This window comes from Telluria sp. ZB4P34, assembly GCF_059686055.1.
Genome location: NZ_JCASIF010000012.1, coordinates 47,047 through 69,010 on the forward strand (window position 1 = coordinate 47,047; position 21,964 = coordinate 69,010).

Annotated in this window: 13 protein-coding genes and 1 tRNA gene; 9 read left to right on the plus strand and 5 right to left on the minus strand. The window is 65.0% G+C overall.

The window, feature by feature from the left end:
* Window positions 1–32 precede the first annotated feature (32 nt).
* The 8 genes from AC56KL_RS17750 (at window position 33) to AC56KL_RS17785 (ending at window position 13,947) form a co-directional block, all read left to right on the plus strand.
* Entirely contained in the window at window positions 33–2,420 is a 2,388-nt protein-coding gene (locus AC56KL_RS17750) for a M1 family metallopeptidase (RefSeq protein ID WP_497181495.1), read from the plus strand.
* A 115-nt stretch (window positions 2,421–2,535) separates the two neighbouring features.
* On the plus strand, window positions 2,536–4,947 hold the full coding sequence (locus AC56KL_RS17755) for a M1 family metallopeptidase (RefSeq protein ID WP_497181496.1): 2,412 nt from the start codon (window positions 2,536–2,538) through the stop codon (window positions 4,945–4,947).
* Complete coding sequence (locus AC56KL_RS17760) at window positions 4,947–5,465, plus strand: DUF6702 family protein (RefSeq protein WP_497181497.1); 519 nt, start codon at window positions 4,947–4,949, stop codon at window positions 5,463–5,465. Before AC56KL_RS17755 ends, AC56KL_RS17760 begins: the two co-directional genes overlap by 1 nt.
* Window positions 5,465–7,540 (plus strand): TonB-dependent receptor, encoded by a 2,076-nt coding sequence (locus tag AC56KL_RS17765; protein WP_497181498.1) that lies wholly within the window; start codon window positions 5,465–5,467, stop codon window positions 7,538–7,540. Before AC56KL_RS17760 ends, AC56KL_RS17765 begins: the two co-directional genes overlap by 1 nt.
* A 51-nt stretch (window positions 7,541–7,591) precedes the next feature.
* A complete protein-coding gene (locus AC56KL_RS17770; RefSeq protein ID WP_497181499.1) occupies window positions 7,592–8,344 on the plus strand; it encodes a 2OG-Fe dioxygenase family protein in 753 nt (250 codons plus the stop codon).
* Between the two features lie 643 nt (window positions 8,345–8,987).
* Window positions 8,988–10,172, plus strand: coding sequence for an efflux RND transporter periplasmic adaptor subunit (locus AC56KL_RS17775; protein WP_497181500.1), 1,185 nt, complete (start codon window positions 8,988–8,990; stop codon window positions 10,170–10,172).
* Window positions 10,173–10,186: 14 nt separating this feature from the next.
* The gene (locus AC56KL_RS17780; RefSeq protein ID WP_497181501.1) at window positions 10,187–13,309 is read left to right on the plus strand and encodes an efflux RND transporter permease subunit; all 3,123 of its coding nucleotides are present in this window, start codon (window positions 10,187–10,189) and stop codon (window positions 13,307–13,309) included.
* A 146-nt stretch (window positions 13,310–13,455) separates the two neighbouring features.
* Window positions 13,456–13,947, plus strand: coding sequence for a hypothetical protein (locus AC56KL_RS17785; RefSeq protein WP_497181502.1), 492 nt, complete (start codon window positions 13,456–13,458; stop codon window positions 13,945–13,947).
* A gap of 72 nt (window positions 13,948–14,019) precedes the next feature.
* Here AC56KL_RS17785 and AC56KL_RS17790 read toward each other — a convergent pair whose 3' ends face one another.
* Window positions 14,020–14,883 (minus strand): hypothetical protein, encoded by an 864-nt coding sequence (locus AC56KL_RS17790; protein WP_497181503.1) that lies wholly within the window; start codon window positions 14,881–14,883, stop codon window positions 14,020–14,022.
* Window positions 14,884–15,378: 495 nt separating this feature from the next.
* Between AC56KL_RS17790 and AC56KL_RS17795 the strand changes: the two genes are divergently transcribed.
* Window positions 15,379–16,443, plus strand: a complete 1,065-nt coding sequence (locus tag AC56KL_RS17795; protein WP_497181504.1) for an acyltransferase family protein — start codon at window positions 15,379–15,381, stop codon at window positions 16,441–16,443.
* A 53-nt stretch (window positions 16,444–16,496) separates the two neighbouring features.
* Here AC56KL_RS17795 and AC56KL_RS17800 read toward each other — a convergent pair whose 3' ends face one another.
* The 4 genes from AC56KL_RS17800 to pepN all read right to left on the minus strand — a co-directional run bounded on the left by AC56KL_RS17800 (window position 16,497) and on the right by pepN (window position 21,780).
* Entirely contained in the window at window positions 16,497–17,642 is a 1,146-nt protein-coding gene (locus AC56KL_RS17800) for an acyltransferase family protein (protein WP_497181505.1), read from the minus strand.
* Window positions 17,643–17,722: 80 nt separating this feature from the next.
* Window positions 17,723–17,798 (minus strand) — tRNA-Thr (locus tag AC56KL_RS17805).
* 187 nt (window positions 17,799–17,985) lie between these two features.
* A complete protein-coding gene (locus AC56KL_RS17810) occupies window positions 17,986–18,987 on the minus strand; it encodes a class 1 fructose-bisphosphatase (RefSeq protein WP_497181506.1) in 1,002 nt (333 codons plus the stop codon).
* 147 nt (window positions 18,988–19,134) lie between these two features.
* Window positions 19,135–21,780 (minus strand): aminopeptidase N, encoded by a 2,646-nt coding sequence (gene pepN / locus AC56KL_RS17815; protein ID WP_497181507.1) that lies wholly within the window; start codon window positions 21,778–21,780, stop codon window positions 19,135–19,137.
* Window positions 21,781–21,964 lie beyond the last annotated feature (184 nt).

Consider the following 21,964-nt stretch of genomic DNA (forward strand, 5'->3'; position numbering starts at 1 on the left):
TTTCCTATTCCAATTAAAATTTCAGGGGAAATATGATACGTCTGCCCATCGGACTGGCCGCGCTGTGCCTCAGTGCCTCGGCTCTCGCTGCGCCTCCTTTCGACGACAAATTCCGCCAGCTCGACGAGCTGCTGCCGACGCCGGGCGCCGTGCGCACCGCGTCGGGCGCACCGGGGCATGCTTACTGGCAGCAGCGCGCCGACTACAAGATGCGCGCCACGCTCGACGAGAACAAGCGTTCGCTGACCGGTTCCGGCACCATCACGTATCACAACAACTCCCCTGACACGCTGAAGTACCTGTGGCTGCAGCTGGACGAGAACATCTACAAGCCGGATTCGGCCGCGCGCACGACCGCCGCCCTGCCCTCGCGCGATGCCTGGCAGGCGCGCGGCAACGACGGCGTGAAGTTCGACGCACTGCGTACCGTCCTGGAAGGCAATAGCTTCCAGGGCGGATTCAACATCCGCAACGTGCGCGACAGCGGCGGCGGGCAGTTGAAGCACACCATCAACGGCACCATGATGCGCATCGACCTGCCGCGTCCGCTCAAGCCGGGCGCGAGCGTGTCGTTCAGCCTCGACTGGAACTACAACATCAACGAGCAGAAGGTGCTCGGCGGCCGTTCGGGCTACGAGAAGTTCGAAGACGGTAACGACCTGTTCGAGATCGCCTTGTGGTTCCCGCGCATGGCCGCCTACTACGACGTCTACGGCTGGCAGCACAAGCAGTTCCTGGGCGCCGGCGAGTTCACGCTGGAGTTCGGCGACTACGACGTGCAGATCACCGTCCCGGCCGACCACATCGTGGCCTCCACCGGCGAACTGCAGAATCCTAACGAAGTGCTCACCGCCACCCAGCGCGAGCGCCTGCAGCAGGCCAAATCCGCGAAGAAGCCGGTCATCATCGTGACCCAGGCCGAAGCGGAAGCTGCCGAGAAGAAGCGCGCTACCACCACCAAGACCTGGCACTTCAGGGCCAAGAACGTGCGCGACTTCGCCTTTGCGTCGAGCCGCAAGTTCATCTGGGACGCCCAGGGCATCAAGTCGGGCAATACCGACGTGATGGCCATGTCCTACTACCCGAAGGAAGGCAACCCGCTGTGGGAGCGCTATTCGACCCACGCGATCATCCACACCATCGAGCAGTACAACAAGTACTCGTTCGACTACCCGTACCCGGTCTCGATCTCGGTGAACGGTCCGGTAGGCGGCATGGAATACCCGATGATCACGTTTAACGGTCCGCGTCCGGTCAAGGACAAGAAGACCGGCGAGCTGACCTACTCGAAGCGCACCAAGTACGGCCTGATCGGCGTGATCATCCACGAAGTGGGCCACAACTACTTCCCGATGATCGTCAACTCGGACGAGCGCCAGTGGACCTGGATGGACGAAGGCATCAACTCCTTCGTGCAGTCGCTGGCCCAGGAAGCCTGGGAAGAAGAATGGGACGAGATGCGCGGCCACCCGCGTTCGATCGTGCCCTACATGCGCACCCAGAACCAGGTACCGATCATGACCAACTCGGAGTCGCTGCTGCAGTTCGGTAACAACGCCTATGCCAAGCCGGCCGCCGCGCTGAACGTGCTGCGCGAGACCATCCTGGGCCGCGAACTGTTCGACTTCGCCTTCAAGGAATACGCCGAACGCTGGAAATTCAAGCGCCCGACCCCCGCCGACTTCTTCCGCACCATGGAAGACGCTTCGGGAACGGACCTCGACTGGTTCTGGCGCGGCTGGTTCTACACCACCGACGCGGTGGACATCAGCGTGGACGGCATCACCGAGTACACGGTCAGCACCAAGGATCCGGAAATCGAGAAGGCCTGGGCACGCGCGCGCAAGCAGGAAGAGCCGATCTCGGTCACCGACCAGCGCAACAAGGGCATGCAGCGCCGCGTCGACCGCTTCCCGGAACTGAAGGACTTCTACAACCAGAACGACGACTTCACCGTCACCAACAAGGACCGCAACCGCTACAACGAGACCATGGCGGGCCTGGAAGACTGGGAAAAAGCCCTGCTCAAGGAAGGCAAGCACCTGTACCTGGTGGACTTCTCGAACAAGGGCGGCCTGGTCATGCCGCTGATCGTCGAGATCACGACCAAGAGCGGCAAGAAATACATCGAGCGCATCCCGGCCGAAGTATGGCGCTATTCGCCGAAGAAGATCACCAAGCTGTTCGTGACCGACGAGCCGATCGTGGGCCTGACCCAGGACCCGTACTGGGAAACCGCCGATATCGACGTGAGCAACAATTCGTGGCCGGCCAAGCCGACCCCGTCGCGCCTGGAGCTGTTCAAGACCGAGCGTAACCCGGCGACCGGCAACCTGATGCGCGACTTCAATACGAAGCTGGCGCCACCGAAGGACGCAAAGGCCGCGGGCCAGAACGGCGACGCACCGAAGGCCGAGTAAGCATGGCTTGAGGTACGACTGGCGCGGGCCTGGGCCCGCGCCATCGCTTTCACGACCGGCAGGGCTTCGCGCCCTGCCGTTTGTTTATTGAAAATGATTTTATAAAAAAATTCGCATGAAGATGAAGCAACTGCAGGTGGCGCTGGCCACCATGTTCCTGGCGACGAGCGCACTGGCCGCGCCAGCTTTTGACGACAAATTCCGCCAGCTCGACGAGCTGCTGCCGACCGCCACCGACACCCGCACCGCCTCCGGCGCGCCGGGCCACCGCTACTGGCAGCAGCGTGCCGACTACCGCCTGCGCGCCACCCTCGACGAAGACAAGCGCGCCATCACCGGCTCGGGCAGCGTCACCTATCACAACAATTCGCCGGACACGCTGTCCTACCTGTGGGTACAGCTGGACCAGAACATGTTCCGCTCCGATTCGGACAACCGCCGCATCAGCACCCTGCCCTCGCGCGAGGCCTGGCAAGCGCGCGGCAATGACGGCGTCAAGTTCGACGCCCTCAAGGCCACGCTCGAACAGCGGCGCTTCGAAGGCGGCATCCAGGTTACGGGCGTGACCGGCAGCGATGGCCGCGCCCTGCGCCACACGGTCAACAAGACCATGATGCGGATCGACCTGCCGCAGCCCCTGAAGCCCGGCGCGCGCGTGTCCTTCAACCTGGCCTGGACCTTCAACATCCCCGAGGCGAACGTCGTCGGCCGCCGCACCGGCTTTGAAAAATTCGACGACGGCAACGACATCATCCTGTCCGCCCAATGGTTCCCGCGCATGGCGGCCTACTACGATGTCAAGGGCTGGCAGCACAAGCAGTACATGGGCGACGGCGAATTCACGCTGGAATTCGGCGACTACGACGTGCAGCTGACCGTCCCGGCCGACCACATCGTCGCCTCCACCGGCGAACTGCAGAACGCCGATGCGGTGTTGACTGCCGCCCAGCGCGAGCGCCTGCGCCAGGCGCGCACGGCGAAGAAGCCGGTCGTGATCGTCACCCAGGCGGAAGCCGAAGCCGCAGAAAAGAGCCGCTCAGGTGCTCACAATAAGGCAAGCAAGACCTGGCATTTCAAGGCGCGCGACGTACGCGACTTCGCCTTTGCCTCGAGCCGCAAGTTCATCTGGGATGCCCAGGGTATCAAGAGCGGCGACAAGGACGTGCTGGCGATGTCCTACTACCCGAAAGAAGGCAACCCGCTGTGGGAGCGCTACTCGACGGCGGCGGTGATCCACACCATCGAGCAGTACAACAAGTATTCCTTCGACTATCCCTACCCGACCGCGATTTCCGTAAACGGCTCGATCGGCGGCATGGAATACCCGATGATCTCGTTCAACGCGGGCCGCCCGGTCAAGGACAAGAAGACCGGCGAGATCACCTATTCGAAGGGGACCAAGTACGGCCTGATCAGCGTCATCATCCACGAGGTCGGCCACAATTACTTCCCGATGATCGTCAACTCGGACGAGCGCCAGTGGACCTGGATGGACGAAGGCACGAACAGCTTCCTGCAGTTCCTGGCCGAGGAGGCCTGGGAAGACAACTACCCGTCGCGCCGCGGCGAAGCCCGCCACATCGCCGACTACATGCGCAGCACCAACCAGGTGCCGATCATGACGAATGCCGAGTCCACCCTCCAGCGCGGCAACAATGCCTATGGCAAGCCGGCCACCGCGCTGAGCATCCTGCGCGAGACCATCCTCGGCCGCGAACTGTTCGACTTCGCCTTCAAGGAATACGCCGAGCGCTGGAAATTCAAGCGCCCGACTCCGGCCGACCTGTTCCGCACCCTGGAAGACGCCTCCGGCACGGACCTCGACTGGTTCTGGCGCGGCTGGTTCTATACCACGGATGCGGTGGACATCAGCGTGGACGGCGTCACCGAGTACACGGTGAGCAGCAAGGATCCGGAAGTCGAGAAGGCCTGGGCACGGGCGCGCAAGCAGGAAGAGCCGATCTCGGTCACCGACCAGCGCAACAAGGGCATGCAGCGCCGTGTCGACCGCTTCCCGGAGCTGAAGGACTTCTACAACCAGAACGACGACTTCACCGTCACCAACAAGGACCGCAACCGCTACAACGAGACGATGGCGGGCCTGGAAGACTGGGAAAAAGCCCTGCTCAAGGAAGGCAAGCACCTGACCCTGGTGGACTTCTCGAACAAGGGCGGCCTGGTCATGCCGCTGATCGTGGAGATCACCACCAGGAGCGGCAAGAAGACCATCGAGCGCATCCCGGCCGAAGTATGGCGCTACTCGCCGAAGAAGATCACCAAGCTGTTCGTGACCGACGAGCCGATCGTGGGCCTGACCCAGGACCCGTACTGGGAAACCGCCGACATCGACGTGAGCAACAACTCGTGGCCGGCCAGGCCGGCCCCGTCGCGCCTGGAGCTGTTCAAGACCGAGCGTGATCCGGCGAACGGCAACCTGATGCGCGACTTCAATACCAAGCTGGCGCCGCCGAAAGACGCACCGAGCGACGCAAGCAAGGCGCCCGACGCCGCGAAGAAAGCCGAGTAATGATGATGTCCCGCCTGAAGCTCTCCTTCAAGGCGCTGTGCGCCGCCGCCCTGCTCGTCGTGAGCGTGGCGGCGGATGCGCACCGCTTCCACATGGGGATCACCGAGGTCGCCTTCAATCCGCGCACCCAGAGTACGGAGATCGTCCACACCTACATGGCGCACGACGTCGAGGCGCTCCTGATGAACATGTACGGGCGCCAGTTCGACCTGGGCGATCCGGAAGACCAGGCCGTGCTGCGCAAGTACGTGGAAGACCGCTTTTTCCTCAAGGGCCAGGACAATGCGCGCCTGCCGGTACGCTGGGTCGGCATGACGGCCGACTCGCAAAGCATCGTCATCTACCAGGAACTGCCGAACGCGCCGCTGTCGAAGACCGCAGCCATCCACCAGCGCGTGCTGATCGACTTCCTGCCGAACCAGGTCAACACCGTCAACCTCAACGATGCGGGTGCCGTCCGTTCCCTCACTTTCACGCAGTCCGCCGTCGAACAACCAGCCCATAAGGACAAACCCTGATGCATCTTCGCTGCCCCCGTACTCCCATTGCCTGCGCCATCGCCGCGCTGCTGGTCCAGGCTCCGGCCCTGGCCGATGACTTCGTCCTGCAGCGCGTGCTGGTCGAGGGATCGCGCCTGAACCAGATCGGCAAGACCGATTCGGCCAGCGCCGGCACGGTGGGAGCGAAGGAACTGGGGCAGCGCACCGTGTACCGTCCCGGCGAGCTGCTCGAGGCAACGCCTGGCCTGATCGCGAGCCAGCACAGCGGCGAAGGAAAGGCCAACCAGTTCTACCTGCGCGGCTTCAACCTGGACCACGGCACCGACCTCGCGACCTGGGTCGACGGCATGCCGGTCAACCAGCGCAGCCACGCACACGGCCAGGGCTGGACCGACCTGAATTTCCTGATTCCCGAACTCGTCACCCGCCTCGACTATCGCAAGGGTCCCTACTCGGCCACGGATGGCGATTTTTCCTCGGCGGGCAAGGTGACGCTGTCGTATGCCAGCCGGCTGGTGGCGCCGCTGGCATCGGTGACGCTGGGCCAGGACAACTACACGCGCACGGTGCTGGCCGGTTCGCCCGAGCTGGCCGGCGGCAACCTGCTGTACGCGCTGGAACTGATGCGCAACGACGGTCCCTGGACCCGTCCAGACGGCTACCGCAAGATCAATGCGCTGCTGCGCTACAGCCGCGGCTATGCCAACAATGGCTGGACCGTCACCGGCATGCATTATCGGGGCCACTGGAACGCCACCGACCAGATCCCGCTGCGCGCCGTCATGGACGGCCGCCTGGGACGCTACGACACGATCGACACCAGCGACGGGGGCGAGGCCGAACGCAGCAGCCTCTCGGGCAGCTGGCGCCGCACCACGGACGACCAGGCCACCGGCCTGAGCGCCTACGTGATCCGCAACCGCGGCGAGCTGTATTCGAACTTCACCTACTTTTTGAATGATCCGGTCAACGGCGACCAGTTCGCCCAGCCGGACCGCCGCGTGACGACCGGCGTGGACGGCAGCCATACCTGGCACGTGTTCAGGAACCAGGACGACAGCCGGGCTTCCGACATGACGGTGGGCTTCCAGCTCCAGAACGACAATATCTTTAACGGGCTGTACGACACCCGCGCGCGCCAGCGCCTGCGGACCACGCGCGAAGACCACATCGTGGAAACCAGCGCCGCCGTCTACCTCGAGAATCCGACCAAGTGGAGCGAAGCCCTGCGCACCGTGGTCGGCGTGCGCGCCAACGCCTACCGTTTCCGCGTCGCCGGCGACCGCCCGGAGAATGCGGGCCGCGCCCGCGACACCCTGGTTACGCCTTCGCTGAGTATCGCCTACGGACCGTGGCAGCACAGCGAGCTGTACTTCAACTATGGCCACGGCTTCCACAGCAACGACGCGCGCGGCACCGTGGCAACGGTCGACCCGAAAACCCTCGACCCGGTCGAACGCACGCCCGGCCTGGTACGCTCGCGTGGCGTCGAACTGGGCCTGCGCACGGTGGCGATCCCGAAGACGGAAATGACGCTGTCGGTGTACCGCCTCGACTTCGATTCCGAACTGACTTATATCGGCGACGCCGGCAATACGGAAGCGGGCGATCCGAGCCGCCGCTACGGCATCGAAGTGTCGAATATCTTCCGCGCCAACAAATGGGTGTCGCTGAACTTCGACGCGGCCTACGCGCGGGGCCGTTCGCGCGGCGGCAACCCGGATGGCGACCGGGACGCCGGCCGCCGCATCCCCGGCGCCGTGGAAGGCGTGGCCCAGGCGGGCCTGACGGTGGAGCGTGCCGGCCCGTGGTCGGGCGCACTGCGCCTGCGCTACTTCGGCCCGCGCCCGCTCATCGAAGACGACAGCGTGCGCTCGCGCCCCAGCCTCACGCTCAACGGCCGCGTGGGCTACCGGATCGGCAAGGACATGCGCCTGGAACTGGAAGGCTTCAACCTGGCCAACCGGCGCGATTCGGCGATCGACTATTTCTACGAGTCGCGCCTGGCGGGCGAAGCCCAGGGCGTCGAAGACATCCATTTCCACCCGATCGAGCCGCGCAGCTTCCGCCTCAGCTTCGTGAAGAACTGGTAGGGAATTGCCCAGCGTCACATCCGCTGCGTGGAAACCTGCTACGCTAAGCGGATGACTACCTGTGACCTCCCCTTCACCGCTCTGTCGCAGCTGACCGACGCCGTCCGCAGCGAGGGCTACGCCCTGCTGCGTCCCCTCGACGTGGCGCGCCTGGCCGGCTGCACCCTGGACGAGCTGCAGGCCCTGGCGCCGAGCTGGGACCGGCTGGAACGCGACAACTACCTCAAGGACGGGGGCCGCTACCGCCGCAGGCGCCACGCCTGTTTTATCGACGACAGCGACGACGCCGGCCACACGCTGGTGCAGGCGCCGCATCGCGCCCACTGGCAGCCGGTCGAGTACAACGCCCTGCACGGCGGCATGCACCGCCTGTTCGCCCCGATCGAAACCCGGACCATCGCCAACCCGGCCTGGGCGCGCCTGCTGTGCGCGCTCGGCGACGTCTGCTCGAGCGTACGCGGGCGCCAGCCCTGGTACGTGGAAGCGCACCAGTTCCGCATCGATACCGCCGACGGCATCGGCCGCCCGACACCGGAAGGCGCGCACCGTGACGGCGTCGATTTCGTCGCCGTGATCCTGATTGGACGCACCGGCATCAAGGGCGGGGAGACGCGGGTGTTCGAGGCCGACGGGCCGGCCGGCAAGCGCTTCACCATGCGCGAACCCTGGACCCTGCTGCTGCTCGACGATGCTGCCGTGATCCACGAATCGACGCCGATCCAGCCGCTCGACGAACACGGGCACCGCGACACGCTGGTGCTGACCTGGCGCGCCGGGTCTTTCCAGGGCGCAGACGCCGCATAGCAGCGCGACACGCAAAAAAAAACGCCCGCAGACCTTGCGGCTGGCGGGCGATAATCCAATTCTCGGAGAAAACTGGAGGAGACAGTTCCAATATAGCGCGATTTATTGTGCAGTGCAATACCGTAGAACTACTGTTAAGGAATCTCTAAGGAAGCGTTTCCAACCCGTGACTATTGCGCAGCCTATGTTGCAGTGCGCAATAATTGCTTCCCAAGGCCAATCGTTCTGGAATCCTTCACTGCCTCGCAGCGCCGGCAGGGGTTCGGCATCGGCCGGCTGCTGCGCGCCGTGGCCGCCATGGCGCGGGCCGAGGGTGTCGGCGCTTCCATCAAGAACGGTCCCGGCCGGGCCACCTCCTCCATTCCTTCCTTGCCGGCCACGCTGGCCCGCAGCGGCGGCGGCGGCGATGCCTGCCGGTGCGGCCGTGGCGGCGCCATCGCCAGCGCCAGTCGTCCACCCGCCAGCGCCTCCGCAAACGCACCCCGCTCCTGCAGCCCCATCGGACGCAACAGCCACCCGAGCCGCTGCACCGTTTGCTGAATGTTTGAAATTGCCGACGATCGCCTCGGCAATACGCGAATTCACGCGCATATATTGCAACTTTGCTACACTTGACGGATTGCTCCGAAGCCCATCGAAGAACATGCCTACCCTCCGCCGCCTGCCGCAGCACATCCCCCTTCCCCTGATCGCCGCCGCCGGCGCGACGCTATGCTTCGCCCTTGCGTTCGCCGTGCCGAAGCGGGCCACCGCCAAGGACGAAAAGCCCGCCGCGCCCACCCCAGCGCTGACCGTGACCACCGGCCAGCCGGCGACCACCAGCTTGCCGGTCGGCCTGACTGCCAACGGCAGCGTCGCGGCCTGGCAGGAAGCGGTGATCAGCAGCGAATCGAACGGCCTGCGCCTGAGTGAAGTACGGGTGAACGTGGGCGACGTCGTCAAGAAGGGCGAAACCCTGGCCGTGTTCGACAGCGAGACGGTGCGCGCCGACGTCGAGCAGGCGCGGGCCGCGCTGCAGGAAGCGCAGGCCAATGCCAGCGCCGCCAAGGCGGACGCAGACCGTGCACGCGCCCTGCGCAGCTCCGGCGCCTTGAGCGAGCAGCAGGTGACCCAGCTCCTGACCGCGGAACGCACCGCGCAGGCGCGCGTGAGCTCGGCCAAGGCCACGCTGGCCCAGCAGCAGCTGCGCCAGCGCAATGCCACCGTCGTAGCGCCCGATAGCGGCGTCATTTCGGCGCGCAACGCCACCGTCGGCACCGTGGCGGGTCCGGGCATGGAACTGTTCCGCATGATCCGCCAGGGCCGCCTGGAATGGCGCGCCGAAGTCACCTCGAAGGACCTGGGGCGCATCAAGCCGGGCATGCGCGCCTCCGTGCGCGCCGCCAGCGGCAGCGAGATCGTCGGCAAGGTACGGACGGTAGCGCCGACCGTCGACCCGCAGACCCGCCTGGCGCTGGTCTATGTGGACCTGCCGCCTTCCCTGTCCGCTAACGCCCCGCTCAAGGCGGGCATGTTCGCCAGTGGCCGCTTCGAACTGGGCGCCACCAATGCCCTCACCGTGCCGCAACAGGCGGTCGCCGTGCGCGACGGCTTCAGCTATGTGTTCCGCCTCAACCGCGACAACCGCGTGAGCCAGCTGAAGGTCACGGTGGGGCGTCGCCTGGGCGACCGCATCGAGATCGTCGGCGGACTGGCGGCGGGAACGCCGATCGTGGTCCGCGGCGCCGGCTTCCTGAACGACGGGGATCTGGTGCGCAACGTGCCCGCGCCGGCGGCGCCGGCGAAGGCGGCGCCTGCGGTCCCGGCGCCGCGCCAGGCCGCGCGCTGAAGCAGGGTTCGATCATGAATTTTTCCGCTCTGTCGATCCGCAACCCGATTCCGGCGATCATGCTGTTCGTCCTGCTGACCTTCGCAGGACTGCTGGCCTTCAAAGGCAACAAGGTCCAGGACTTCCCGGACATCGAGCTGCCCTTCGTGGTCGTCTCGGCCACGCTGGAAGGCGCGGCGCCGGCCCAGCTCGAAACCGAGGTGGCGCGCAAGATCGAGGATTCGGTCGCGACCCTGCAGGGGGTCAAGAACATCTATACCAACGTGCTCGACGGCGTGGCCACCATCACCGTCGAATTCATCCTGGAAAAGAACCTGGGAGAGGCGGTCGATGAGGTGCGCGACGCCGTCGCCCGGGTGCGCGCCGACCTGCCGCCGGAGCTGCGCGACCCCACCGTGACCAAGGCCGCCACGGCCGGCCGCGTGGTGACGACCTTCGTCGCCACCGCGGCGCCCGGCGCCGGCAGCGCCATGGACGACCAGGAACTGAGCTGGTTCGTCGACAACGACGTGGCCAAGCGGCTGCTGAGCGTGCCGGGCGTGGGCGCCGTCAAGCGGGTCGGCGGCGTCACCCGCGAAGTGCGGATCGAACTCGACGACGCCCGCATGGCCGCCCTGCAGGTGTCGGCCCTGGACGTCTCGCGCCAGCTGCGCAACGTGCAGCGCGAAGCGGCCGGCGGGCGCGGCGACGTGGGAGGGGCCGAGCAGTCGGTGCGCACCATCGCCACCGTACAGTCGGCGCAGGAACTGGCGCAGATGGAGATCCCGCTGCCGGACGGCCGCCACGTGAAGCTCGACCAGGTGGCCACCGTCAGCGACACCGTGTCCGAACCGCGGGCGGTCGCCGAGTACGACGGCCGCAAAGTGGTTGGCTTCGAGGTGTTCCGTACCCGCGGCGCGGGCGAGGTCGACGTGGCCCAAGGCGCGGCAGCGGCAGTCGCCGCGCTGCAGAAGGAACACCCGAACGTGGTGCTGCGCCAGGTGGTCGATAATTCGGCGCCGGTGCAGGAGAACTTCGACGCCTCGATGGAAATGCTGTACGAAGGCGCCATATTGGCGGTGCTGGTGGTGTGGTGGTTCCTGCGCGACTGGCGCGCCACCCTGGTGGCGGCCGCCGCGCTGCCCCTGTCGGTGATCCCGGCTTTCCTGGGCATGTACCTGTTCGGCTACACCCTGAACATGGTCACGCTGCTATCGCTGGCCCTGGTGATCGGTGTGCTGGTGGACGACGCCATCGTCGAGATCGAGAACATTTCGCGCCACCTGCGCATGGGGAAGACCCCGATGGAGGCGGCGCTGGAGGCGGCCGACGAAATCGGGATGGCGGTGATCGCCACCACCTTCGCGCTGGTCGCGGTGTTCCTGCCCACCGCCTTCATGGGCGGCATTGCGGGCAAGTTCTTCAAGCAGTTCGGCTGGACCGCGGTGATCGCCATCCTGGCCTCGCTGGTGGTGGCGCGCCTGCTCACCCCGATGATGGCCGCCTACCTGCTCAAGCCCGCCAAGCACCTCGGCGAGGAAAAGGACGGCCCGCTGATGCGCCGCTACATGGCCGCCATGCAGTGGTGCCTGCGCCACCGCCTGGTGACCGCGATTGGCTCGGGCCTGTTCTTCGTCGGCTCGATCATGCTGGTGCCGCTGCTGCCGACCGGCTTCGTGCCGCCGTCCGACCGTTCGCAGACCCAGGTCACGGTCGAGCTGCCGCCGGGCTCCACGCTGGCCGACACGCATGCGATCGCCGAGCAGGCGCGGCTGGCGGCGATGAGCGTGCCGGAAGTGCGGCACGTGTTCAGCTCGATCGGCGGCGGCTCCAGCGGCGACGCCTTCGCCCCGGGTGCGGCAGCCGAGGCGCGCCGCGCGGTGCTGACCGTGAGCACGGTGGAAAAGGGCGAGCGCGACGTCGGCGTGTCCGACATCGAGCGCAGGCTGCGCGCGAAGATGTCGCAGATTCCGGGCGCCCGCTTCAACGTCGGCGCCAACGATACCGGCACCAAGATGCAGCTGGTGCTGCGCAGCGAAGACCCGCAAGCCCTGGTGACGACGGCGCGCCAGGCCGAGCGCGAACTGCGCACTTTGCAAAACATCGGCAACGTCAGCTCCAGTGCCTCGCTGGTGCGTCCGGAGATCATCGTGCGCCCGGACTTCGCACGCGCGGCCGACCTGGGCGTGACGGCGGCCGCGATCGGCGAAACGGTGCGCGTGGCCACGGCCGGCGACTACGACATCGCGCTGGCCAAGATGAACCTGGCCGAGCGCCAGGTGCCGATCCGCGTCAAGCTGCCGGACACGGTGCGCGCCGACCTCGACGCCATCGGGCGGCTCACGGTGCCGGGTGCACGCGGCCCGGTGCTGCTGGCGAACGTGGCCACCATCACGATGGAAAGCGGCCCGGCCCAGATCGACCGCCTCAACCGCAGCCGCCAGGTGACGCTGGACGTCGAGCTGCAGGGCCGCTCGCTGGGCGAAGTGAACGAGGAAGCGCGCGCCCTGCCCGTGTTCAAGAATTTGCCGCCCTCGGTACAGATTGCGGAACTCGGCGACGCGGAGGAGATGAAGACCCTGTTCGCCAGCTTCGGCATCGCGATGACCATCGGCGTGCTGTGCATCTACGGCGTGCTGGTGCTGCTGTTCAACGACTTCATGCAGCCGGTGACCATCCTGGCCGCGCTGCCGCTGTCGATCGGCGGCGCCTTCGTGGCCCTGCTGCTCACCCATAACGCGCTGTCGATGCCAACCATGATCGGCCTGATCATGCTGATGGGGATCGTGACCAAGAACTCGATCCTGCTGGTGGACTACGCCATCCTGGCGCGCCAGGCCGGCATGAACCGGTTCGACGCCCTGGTCGACGCCTGCCACAAGCGGAGCCGCCCGATCGTGATGACCACCATCGCCATGGGCGCCGGCATGATGCCGCTGGCGCTGGGCGTGTCGGGTGATGCGGCCTTCCGCTCGCCGATGGCGGTCGCCGTGATTGGCGGCCTGATCACTTCCACGCTGCTGAGCCTGCTGGTGGTGCCGGCCGTGTTCACCTACGTGGATGACTTCGAGCACTTCATGAAGCGCCAGATGGGCCGGCTGCGGCGCAAGCAGGCGCCGGCGAAGGTAGAGAAAAGCGTGATCGATCCGGTGAAATAAGCACCGGCTGACGATGCGGCCGGACGACGGCGTGCCCCCGGCAAGGCACGCCGTTTTTTCATCGGCCTTGTGGAAATCCGAGCAAGTTCAGCCCACGCCTTCGTGTATTCTCGTCTGTCGTATCACCTCGTCAGGAGTTCCGCAGAATGAGGTCCCGCCTTCGCCGCGCCTGCCTGTTTGCCGCGTGTGTCGCACTGTCGCTTCCCGCCATCGCCAGCGACACCTTGTCCCCGGCGCCTGCCGGGCAGTTCATCCGCGCCATGCAGGAGCAGCGTTTCGATGACGCCGGGGCGATGTTCAAGCCAAGGACGGGGGACACGCCGGCAGCGACTGCGGCGCAGTTGAAAAGGATCGCCAGCCGGATCGGCGGCCTGGCATCGCTGCACAATGTGCCGTCGCTACCGAATGGGAGGACGTTCAAGCTGGTGGCGCCATCGGCGCCGCCCGCCCCGAGGGCGGGCAGCTATCATCAGGTGATCTATGGGGCGATCGCCGCCGACGGCCAGCCGGTGTTCTACATCGTGGCGCTCGACCCTGAAGGCACGCCGCAACGCGTGCTGTGGCTGGAGATCCATCTGCCGGTCCAGGACGCCGCTTCCACACAGCGTGCGACGCAGCTCCTGCGCGACCTGATCTGACCGCCGCAGACAGCGCAAGAAAAAACCCGGCCAGGCTCACGCCTGCCGGGTTTGTCTTGAACGCCTCAGCGATCAGTCGCGGTAGTAGCGATACTCTTCACGCTTGGTGCTGTTCGAGCCGCCCAGCAGCTTGGCCAGCAGGAAGCCGACACCGGCCGCGACCAGCAGGGCGGTGCCCGGGTTGGTCTTCACGTACTCGGTGCTCTTGGTCGAGTAGGTCGAGTAGGTTTCACCCAGCTGGCCTTTGCGCTGGCCCAGGCTTTCCGAGGCGCCGCTCAGCATGCCGGTCAGGCGGTCGACACCGGCGTGTGCGGTGCTGACCAGGCGGTCGACCAGCGGCTGCGCGCTTTGCGCGAGCTGGTCGATTTTCTCGTGCGCCTTGTCCGGGGTGATGTTCGACATGGCAGCCTTGATGCCGCCCTGTCCGCCCTGCGACTGCGACTGGTCGCCGCTCGACGACGAATCGGACGACTGCGCGCTGGCGCCACCCATGCTGCCGCTGCTGCTGGCGGTGGTGCCCGAGCTGCTGCCGGTGGTGCTGCCTGCGGAGCTGCCGCTCGAACCCAGGGCGCTGTTGCCGCCGCTGGTGCTGCTCAGGCTGCCGCTAGTGCTGCCCAGGCTGCCGCTGCTGCCGGCTGCGCTGGAAGCCTGGGAGCCGGTGCTGCCCAGGTTGCCGGAGCCCTGGGTGCTGCTTTGCAGGCTGCCGGCATTGCTATTGCCGCCCACGGCGCCGCTGCTCGAGCCGGTAGCCGGCTTGGCGCTGCTTGGCGAAGCGTTGGTGCTGCCGAGGCTGCTGCCCGACGAGCTGCTCTGGCTGCTGCCCGATGCACCGCTGCCCTGGCTCAGGCCGGAACCCTGGCTCTTGCCGATGCTCGAACCTGCACCTTCGCGGCTTGCGTCGCTGCCTTTTCCCTCGGTAGATTTCTGATTATCCATGATGTATCCCTCGTAAAAATGTAGACCAACGCGATTAGACCGATACTCGACTATCACCACATTCTTCCTCGATTCCGCCCCTAATGGAGCGAGGAGACGAGAATTTCCTGCGCTATCTCAAGGCCGAACTTCGATCCTTGCCCTAGGCCCATTCTCATGAACCAAGACCCAAAGCTAACGTAAAAGTTCAGCGGTTGGCGCACACGTCATCATCGCTGCGTGGGCGGTCGCCTGTGGCGGTCCGACAATGCGCGCAGTATCGGACACTGCGTCGCGATACAAAAAATACAACGTTGCAGCCATTGGGACCGTGCGTTGCCTAACAGAGCTGAGGTATCGCTCGCGCAATGAACGATTTCGCCTGTCTCCTCCGCAGCCGCCGGCGTGAGCACACACGCGGACTGCCATGGCCTGAATGTTTCCCATTTGTGCGCCGCTTCCGAAAAGAAATTAATATAATTGTAACTTCCAACACCCGCGCGCGTAGAGATTCCCATGACGGCACACAACCTGGTATTCGACCGCATCGCCATGCTCAGGTATCTGATGATCATCGGCGTCGTTGTCCTGCATACACCGCCTTATGTGCCGATCCAGGAGATCGGTCCGGGTGTCTTCGACTTCATCAAGGCCTTCTTCCAGAGCGCGGCGTTCCGCGCGACGGTGCCGGTACTGACGCTGATCTCGGGCTATCTCCTGTTCCGCTCGGGACTGGATCAGCAATGGAAGAAACTGCTTAGCAAGAAGGCGCGTACGATCGTCCTGCCTTTCCTGGTGTTCAACCTGGCGGTCCTGGCAGGCGCCTTCGGGGCCCAACGCGTGCTCGGGCTCAGCATGAGTTACCAGCTCGTGCCTTTCGATCTGTCGACGTGGTTCGACGCGGCCTTCGGCCTGACGCAGTCTCCGATCAACTACCCGCTGAATTTTCTGCGCGACCTGGTCGTGCTGATGCTGCTTGCTCCCCTGCTCGGATTCGCGTTGCGTATTCGGCCATGGATCGGCTTCGCAGTGGTGTTCCTCATTTTCTTCAACAACCTGGACGGGATGCTGGTGCTGCGCGATGTGATGCCGCTCATGTTCTATGTCGGCGGACTGGCAGCGACGCGCAACTGGAATCTGCTGGCCCTGGACCGTTACGCCCTGCCCAGCCTGGTCGTCTTGCTCGTCCTGTGCCTGTGTGTGGTCTATTTCCGGATCGGTAACACCACCTATTTCCGCATGGTGGCCCCCTTCCTGATCTGGCCGGCGGCCGCACTCCTGCACGATACGCGCGTGGGGCGCTGGCTGCAGTCCCAGAGCAAGCTGAGCTTCTTCATCTTCCTGGCCCATGCGCCCCTGATGCTGGTGCTGTCGGTGGCCTACCAGAAGCTGGGCGAGCCGATCCCGTATCCACTCTACTGGTGTGCGATGCCGGTGGTGATCGTGGCCATCCTGAGCGTGCTGTACCGCGTGCTCATGCGCATCTGCCCGCGCCTGTTCGCCCCCATCATCGGCGCCGAGCCGTCCGGCAAACGCGAGGGAATACCGTCGCTGGCCGTGCCTGCGGGTCTGCCGCGCTGAAGGGAGCGCCGGCTGCGCCTCGCGGCCAGTTCGCGCATCGCGGCGGGCGGGACTCAGGCGCCGCCGAGGCTTGCCTCGTTTTCCTTGGGTTGCGCTGTTGCGGGCTTCGCCGCTGCCAGTGAGAAGGGACGCTCCACCATCAGGAACAGCAGCATCGATGGAACGAGCGTCCACACGAATGCCAAGGGCAGCAGCAGGAAAAACATCCGGCCCGTCGGCAGCACCATGAATGCCGCCTTCAGCGCCAGGCCATGGATCAGATAATACGAATAGCTCATATTCCCCAGACGGCGCATCGGCGTCCAGGTGAACGCGCGCGCCAGGATGCTGTCCGGATGCACGAAGCAATGCAGGCAAAACAGGTAGAACGCGGCAAACAGGCCCAGCGTTTCGACCGTTCCCGATATCGGCAGCACGGTTGCCGCCAGGCCCAGCACCAGTGCCAAGGCGCCCACCACGGCATTCGGCGCCCTCGCGCGCTTGACCGATTCATACAGCAGCATTCCCGACATGAACATGATCAGGCGAATATGGCCGCCATACAGGCTGCAATAGACCACGGTCAGGAAGGCCGCCACCAGGACCACGTCGCTGCGCCGGTGCGTGCCGAGCGGACGCAGGAAGAACACGGCCGCCGGCATGACGAGATAGAAGAACATCTCATAGCTCAGTGACCACGCCACCGTGATCATCGGTTCGATCGGCAGCATGCCCGGCAGGAGCAGCAGATTCTGGAGCAGGTAGCGGAACGCGCCCTCGTCCGGAATCTTGCTCTCGTTGGGAAACACGAAAGACAGCACGCAATAGGCGGCGAAGACAGCGAGAAAGGCGGGATAGATGCGCCGGATGCGGCGCGCCATGTAGGGCATGAACGCCTGCCTGCGCGATACCAGGCTGCCGTAGATCAGATAACCGCTCAACACGAAGAACAGGTCGACACCGGCATTGCCCATACTGTGGATGACTGTCGACATCCACACCGCACCATCGGGATCGGCCAGGCTCGCATAATGCACCAGGAATACCAGGAACACGGCAAAGCCGCGCATGCCTTCCATCGGCCGCAGATTGCTGCCGGCGACTTCTCTCGAGAGTTCGAATTTGCTCATTGCTGTCCGTGTCGCCGACGCCATGGAAACCGCCGGAACCGGCATGATGGGAAACCGCAGCTGGCACGCCGTTGACGTTGCCTCAGGCATATAAATACACCGCTATATTACCTTCGGGCAAAAGAAAAAGGCTACATACCGAAGCATATAGCCTTTTACTTGTTGCATCTTGGTGCCGCTGACCGGAATCGAACTGGTGACCTTCGCATTACGAATGCGCTGCTCTACCGACTGAGCTACAGCGGCGAAACCTGGATCCCGCCTGTCTTTTCACCATCTGCACAGCGGCCCGTCGGGACCTGCTGCGCGCCCTCCGACAGCAAGCCGGGCAGGTGAAAGAACCATATTTTAGCAAACAATGCGGCAAACTTGCTAGTGTGTATCGAAGTACGCCGCATTTTTTACCGAACGGTCAAGTTTTCCGGAAGGGTCCTTATTCGGCGTGGTAACGCGTCACCAGTTCGACTTCCGACTTCGAGCCCAGGAACACCGGCACGCGCTGGTGCAGCTTGGTCGGCTGGATGTCCATGATGCGGCCCTTGCCGTCGGTGGCGGCGCCGCCGGCCTGCTCGACGATCATGGCCATCGGGTTGGCTTCGTACATCAGGCGCAGCTTGCCCGGCGAGCCGGGATCGCGCATGTCGGCCGGGTACATGAAGACGCCGCCGCGGTTCAGGATGCGGTGCACGTCGGCCACCATCGAGGCGATCCAGCGCATGTTGAAGTCCTTGCCGCGCGGGCCGGTGGAGCCCGCCAGCATCTCGTCCACGTAGCGCTGCACCGGCGCATGCCAGTGGCGCTTGTTCGACATGTTGATCGCGAATTCCTTTGTGGTTTCCGGGATCTGCATGTCGCTCTGGGTCAGCACCCACGACCCCATCTCGCGGTCGAGGGTGAAGCACTGCACGCCGTTGCCGGTGGTGAGCACCAGCATGGTCTGCGGACCATACACGGCATAGCCGGCCGCCACCTGCTGCGTGCCCGGTTGCAGGAAGTCCTGCTCGCTGGGTTCCTTCATGCCTTCCGGCGCCTTCAGCACCGAGAAGATGGTGCCGATCGAGACATTGACGTCGATGTTGGACGAGCCGTCGAGCGGGTCGAACAGCAGCAGGAACTCGCCCTTCGGGTAACGGCTCGGGATCTTGCGGATGGTTTCCATCTCTTCCGACGCCATTGCCGCCAGGTGGCCGCCCCACTCGTTCGCCTCGAGCAGGATCTCGTTCGAGATCACGTCGAGCTTCTTCTGCACTTCGCCCTGGATGTTCTCGGTGTCGGCGCTGCCCAGCACTTCGCCGAGCGCACCCTTGCTGACCGAGTAGCTGATGCGCTTGCACGCGCGCGCGACCACCTCGATCAGGAGGCGCAGTTCGGCGTTGATGGTCTGGTGGAGACGCTGTTCCTCGACCAGGTATTGCGTGAGACTGACGCGTTTCATTGACTTCCTTTGGTTTGGTTTGGATTCTTGTGATCTGGCTTTTATGTAGGGTGGTCGGCTCTGCCGACCGCGCGTTCAACTTCGACATGCGTCATGGCTGCGCATGGGCTGGCTGAACGCGCGGTCGGCGAAGCCGACCACCCTACGTTAATTCGCGAGTGCTTTCGTCACGACCTCGCGCACGTCGTTCGACAGCCGCTGCTGCCCCGCCACCTGCTGCAGCGCCGTCTTCATGTGCTGCTGCAGCTCCGGGGTATAGCGGCGCCAGCGGTCCATGGCGCGCGCCAGGCGCGCCGCCACCTGCGGGTTGAGAGCGTCGAGCAGGGTCACGTGCTCGGCCCAGAACAGGTAGCCGCTGCCGTTCGGCGCGTGGAACTCAACCGGGTTGCCCATGCAATAGGTCGCGATCAGGCTGCGCGCGCGGTTCGGGTTGCGCAGGTTGAAGGCCGGGTGGCGCATCAGCTCGCGGATTTTGGCGATGTCGGTGGTCGGGGCCGCGGCCTGCATCGCGAACCACTTGTCCACCACCAGCGCCTCGCCCTGGAATTCGTCGTAGAAGCGCACCAGTTCCTCGTCGGCCTGCGGCGCGCGCGCGTGGATCAGGGCGCCCAGTGCCGCCGCACGGTCGGTCATGTTGTCGGCGTCGCGGCACTGGCGCAGCGCCAGCGCGATGGTGTCTTCGTCCGGCGCCGCGTTCAGGTAGGCCAGCGCCAGGTTCTTGAGGGCGCGCTTGCCGGCGGAGACCGCATCCGGGCTGTACGGGCCGGGCGTCTGGTTGGCCTCGTACTGCGCCAGCAGTTCGCCGCGCAGGCGCGCGCCGATGTTGGCGCGCATGAACTGGCGCGCCATGTGCACGGCCAGCGGATCGACCACCGCTAGCTGCTCGGCGATCATGGTCTCGGTCGGAAGCAGCAGCGCCTGCTCGCGGAAGGCCGGGTCGAGCGACTCGTCGAGCAGCACCCGGCGCATCGCCTCGATAAAGGTATCGTCCAGGCTCAGGCGGGTCGAGACCGGGGCCTCGCCGGTCAGCTTGAGCAGGCGGCCCATGGCCAGGCGCTGCCCGGCTTCCCAGCGGTTGACCGGGTCGCTGTCGTGCTTGAACAGGTGCAGCAGGTCGCTGTCGCTGTAGCCGTGTTGCAGGATCACCGGCGCGGAGAAGTCGCGCAGTACGGACGGCACCGGCTGCTCGGTCACATTGCTGAACACGAAGGTCTGCTGGGCATCGAGCAGTTCGAGCACGGCCGTGCTGCCCATCTCCTTGCCGTCCACCGTGAGCGGCATGTCGCGGCCCTCGCGGTCGAGCAGGCCGACCGCCACCGGGATGTGGAAGGGAAGCTTGTCCGGCTGGCCCGGGGTCGGCGGGCAGGACTGGAACAGGGTCAGCGAATACGTCTGCGCCGCCTCGTCGTAGCGGGTTTCGAAGCGCAGCACCGGGGTGCCGGCCTGGTCGTACCAGCGCTCGAACTGGGTCAGGTCGCGGCCGTTGGCGTCCGCCATCGCCAGGCGGAAGTCGTCGCAAGTGACGGCCTGCTCGTCGTGGCGTTCAAAATACAGGTCCATGCCCTTGCGGAAGCCTTCGCGGCCCAGCAGGGTCTGAACCATGCGCACCACTTCGGCGCCCTTCTCGTACACCGTGACCGTATAAAAATTGTTGATCTCGACAAACGAGTCCGGGCGCACCGGATGCGCCATCGGGCCGGCGTCCTCGGGGAACTGGGCCTGGCGCAGGGTGCGCACCTGGTCGATGCGGGTCACGGCGCGGCCGCTGTCGGTGCCGATCATGTCGGCCGTGAATTCCTGGTCGCGGAACACCGTCAGGCCTTCCTTCAGCGACAGCTGGAACCAGTCGCGGCAGGTGACGCGGTTGCCGGTCCAGTTGTGGAAGTACTCGTGCGCCACCACCGCTTCGATGCCCTGGAAATCGATGTCGGTGGCCACGCGCGGATTGGCCAGCACGAACTTGGTATTGAAGATGTTCAGGCCCTTGTTCTCCATCGCGCCCATGTTGAAGTCGCCCGTGGCGACGATCATGAAGCGGTCGAGGTCGAGCTCCAGGCCGTAGCGTTCCTCGTCCCAGCGGATGCTGTGCTTGAGCGACTGCATCGCATAGTCGGTCTTGTCGAGGTTGCCGTCTTCCACCCATACCTGCAGCAGGACGTCGCGGCCATCCGCCAGGCGGAAGCGTTCTTCCTGGCACACCAGGCGCGCGGCCACCAGCGCGAACAGGTAGGAAGGCTTCTTGAACGGGTCTTCCCACTTGGCGTAGTGGCGGCCGTCGCCCAGCTCACCTTCTTCCAGCAGGTTACCGTTGGAGAGCAGCACCGGATAGCGCTCCTTGTCGGCGCGCAGCATCACCGTGAACTTCGCCATCACGTCCGGGCGGTCCGGGAAATAGGTGATGCGGCGGAAGCCCTCGGCCTCGCACTGGGTGAAGAAGTTGCCGTTCGAGGTGTACAGGCCGCTCAGGGTGGTGTTCTGCTCCGGCACGCACACGGTCTCGATCTCGAGCGTGGCTTCATCGGGCGCATTCGGGATCGTGAGCATGCTGCCGTTGATCGCGTAGTCGCGCTCCGCCAGCAGCCGCCCGTTCAGGCGCAAGGCCACCAGTTCGATGTCCTCACCGTAGAGTTCGATCTCGCGCTGGGCGCTGTCGGGATTGCGGCGCACCGTCATGCGGTTGGCCACCACGGTGCGGGCGGGGTCGAGGTCGAAGCCGAGTTCCACGGTATCCACCAGGTAGCTGGGCGGGGTGTAGTCACTGCGGTAAACCGTCTGGGGCGTATCGGTGCGCATAGGGAAATCCGCAAAAAGGACAGGTTGAGATACGTAACTGAAGTGTTTATTTTACCAACAAGGCTTCCCGGCGCCCGCCACGTTTGGCGCATGTATCGGAATGTGGCGCGAGTAACCGGGTGTAAATTGTTTGTAGAAGATGCTGAACAGAAGGTAATCTAGACGATCGGAAAAGTCCGCATAG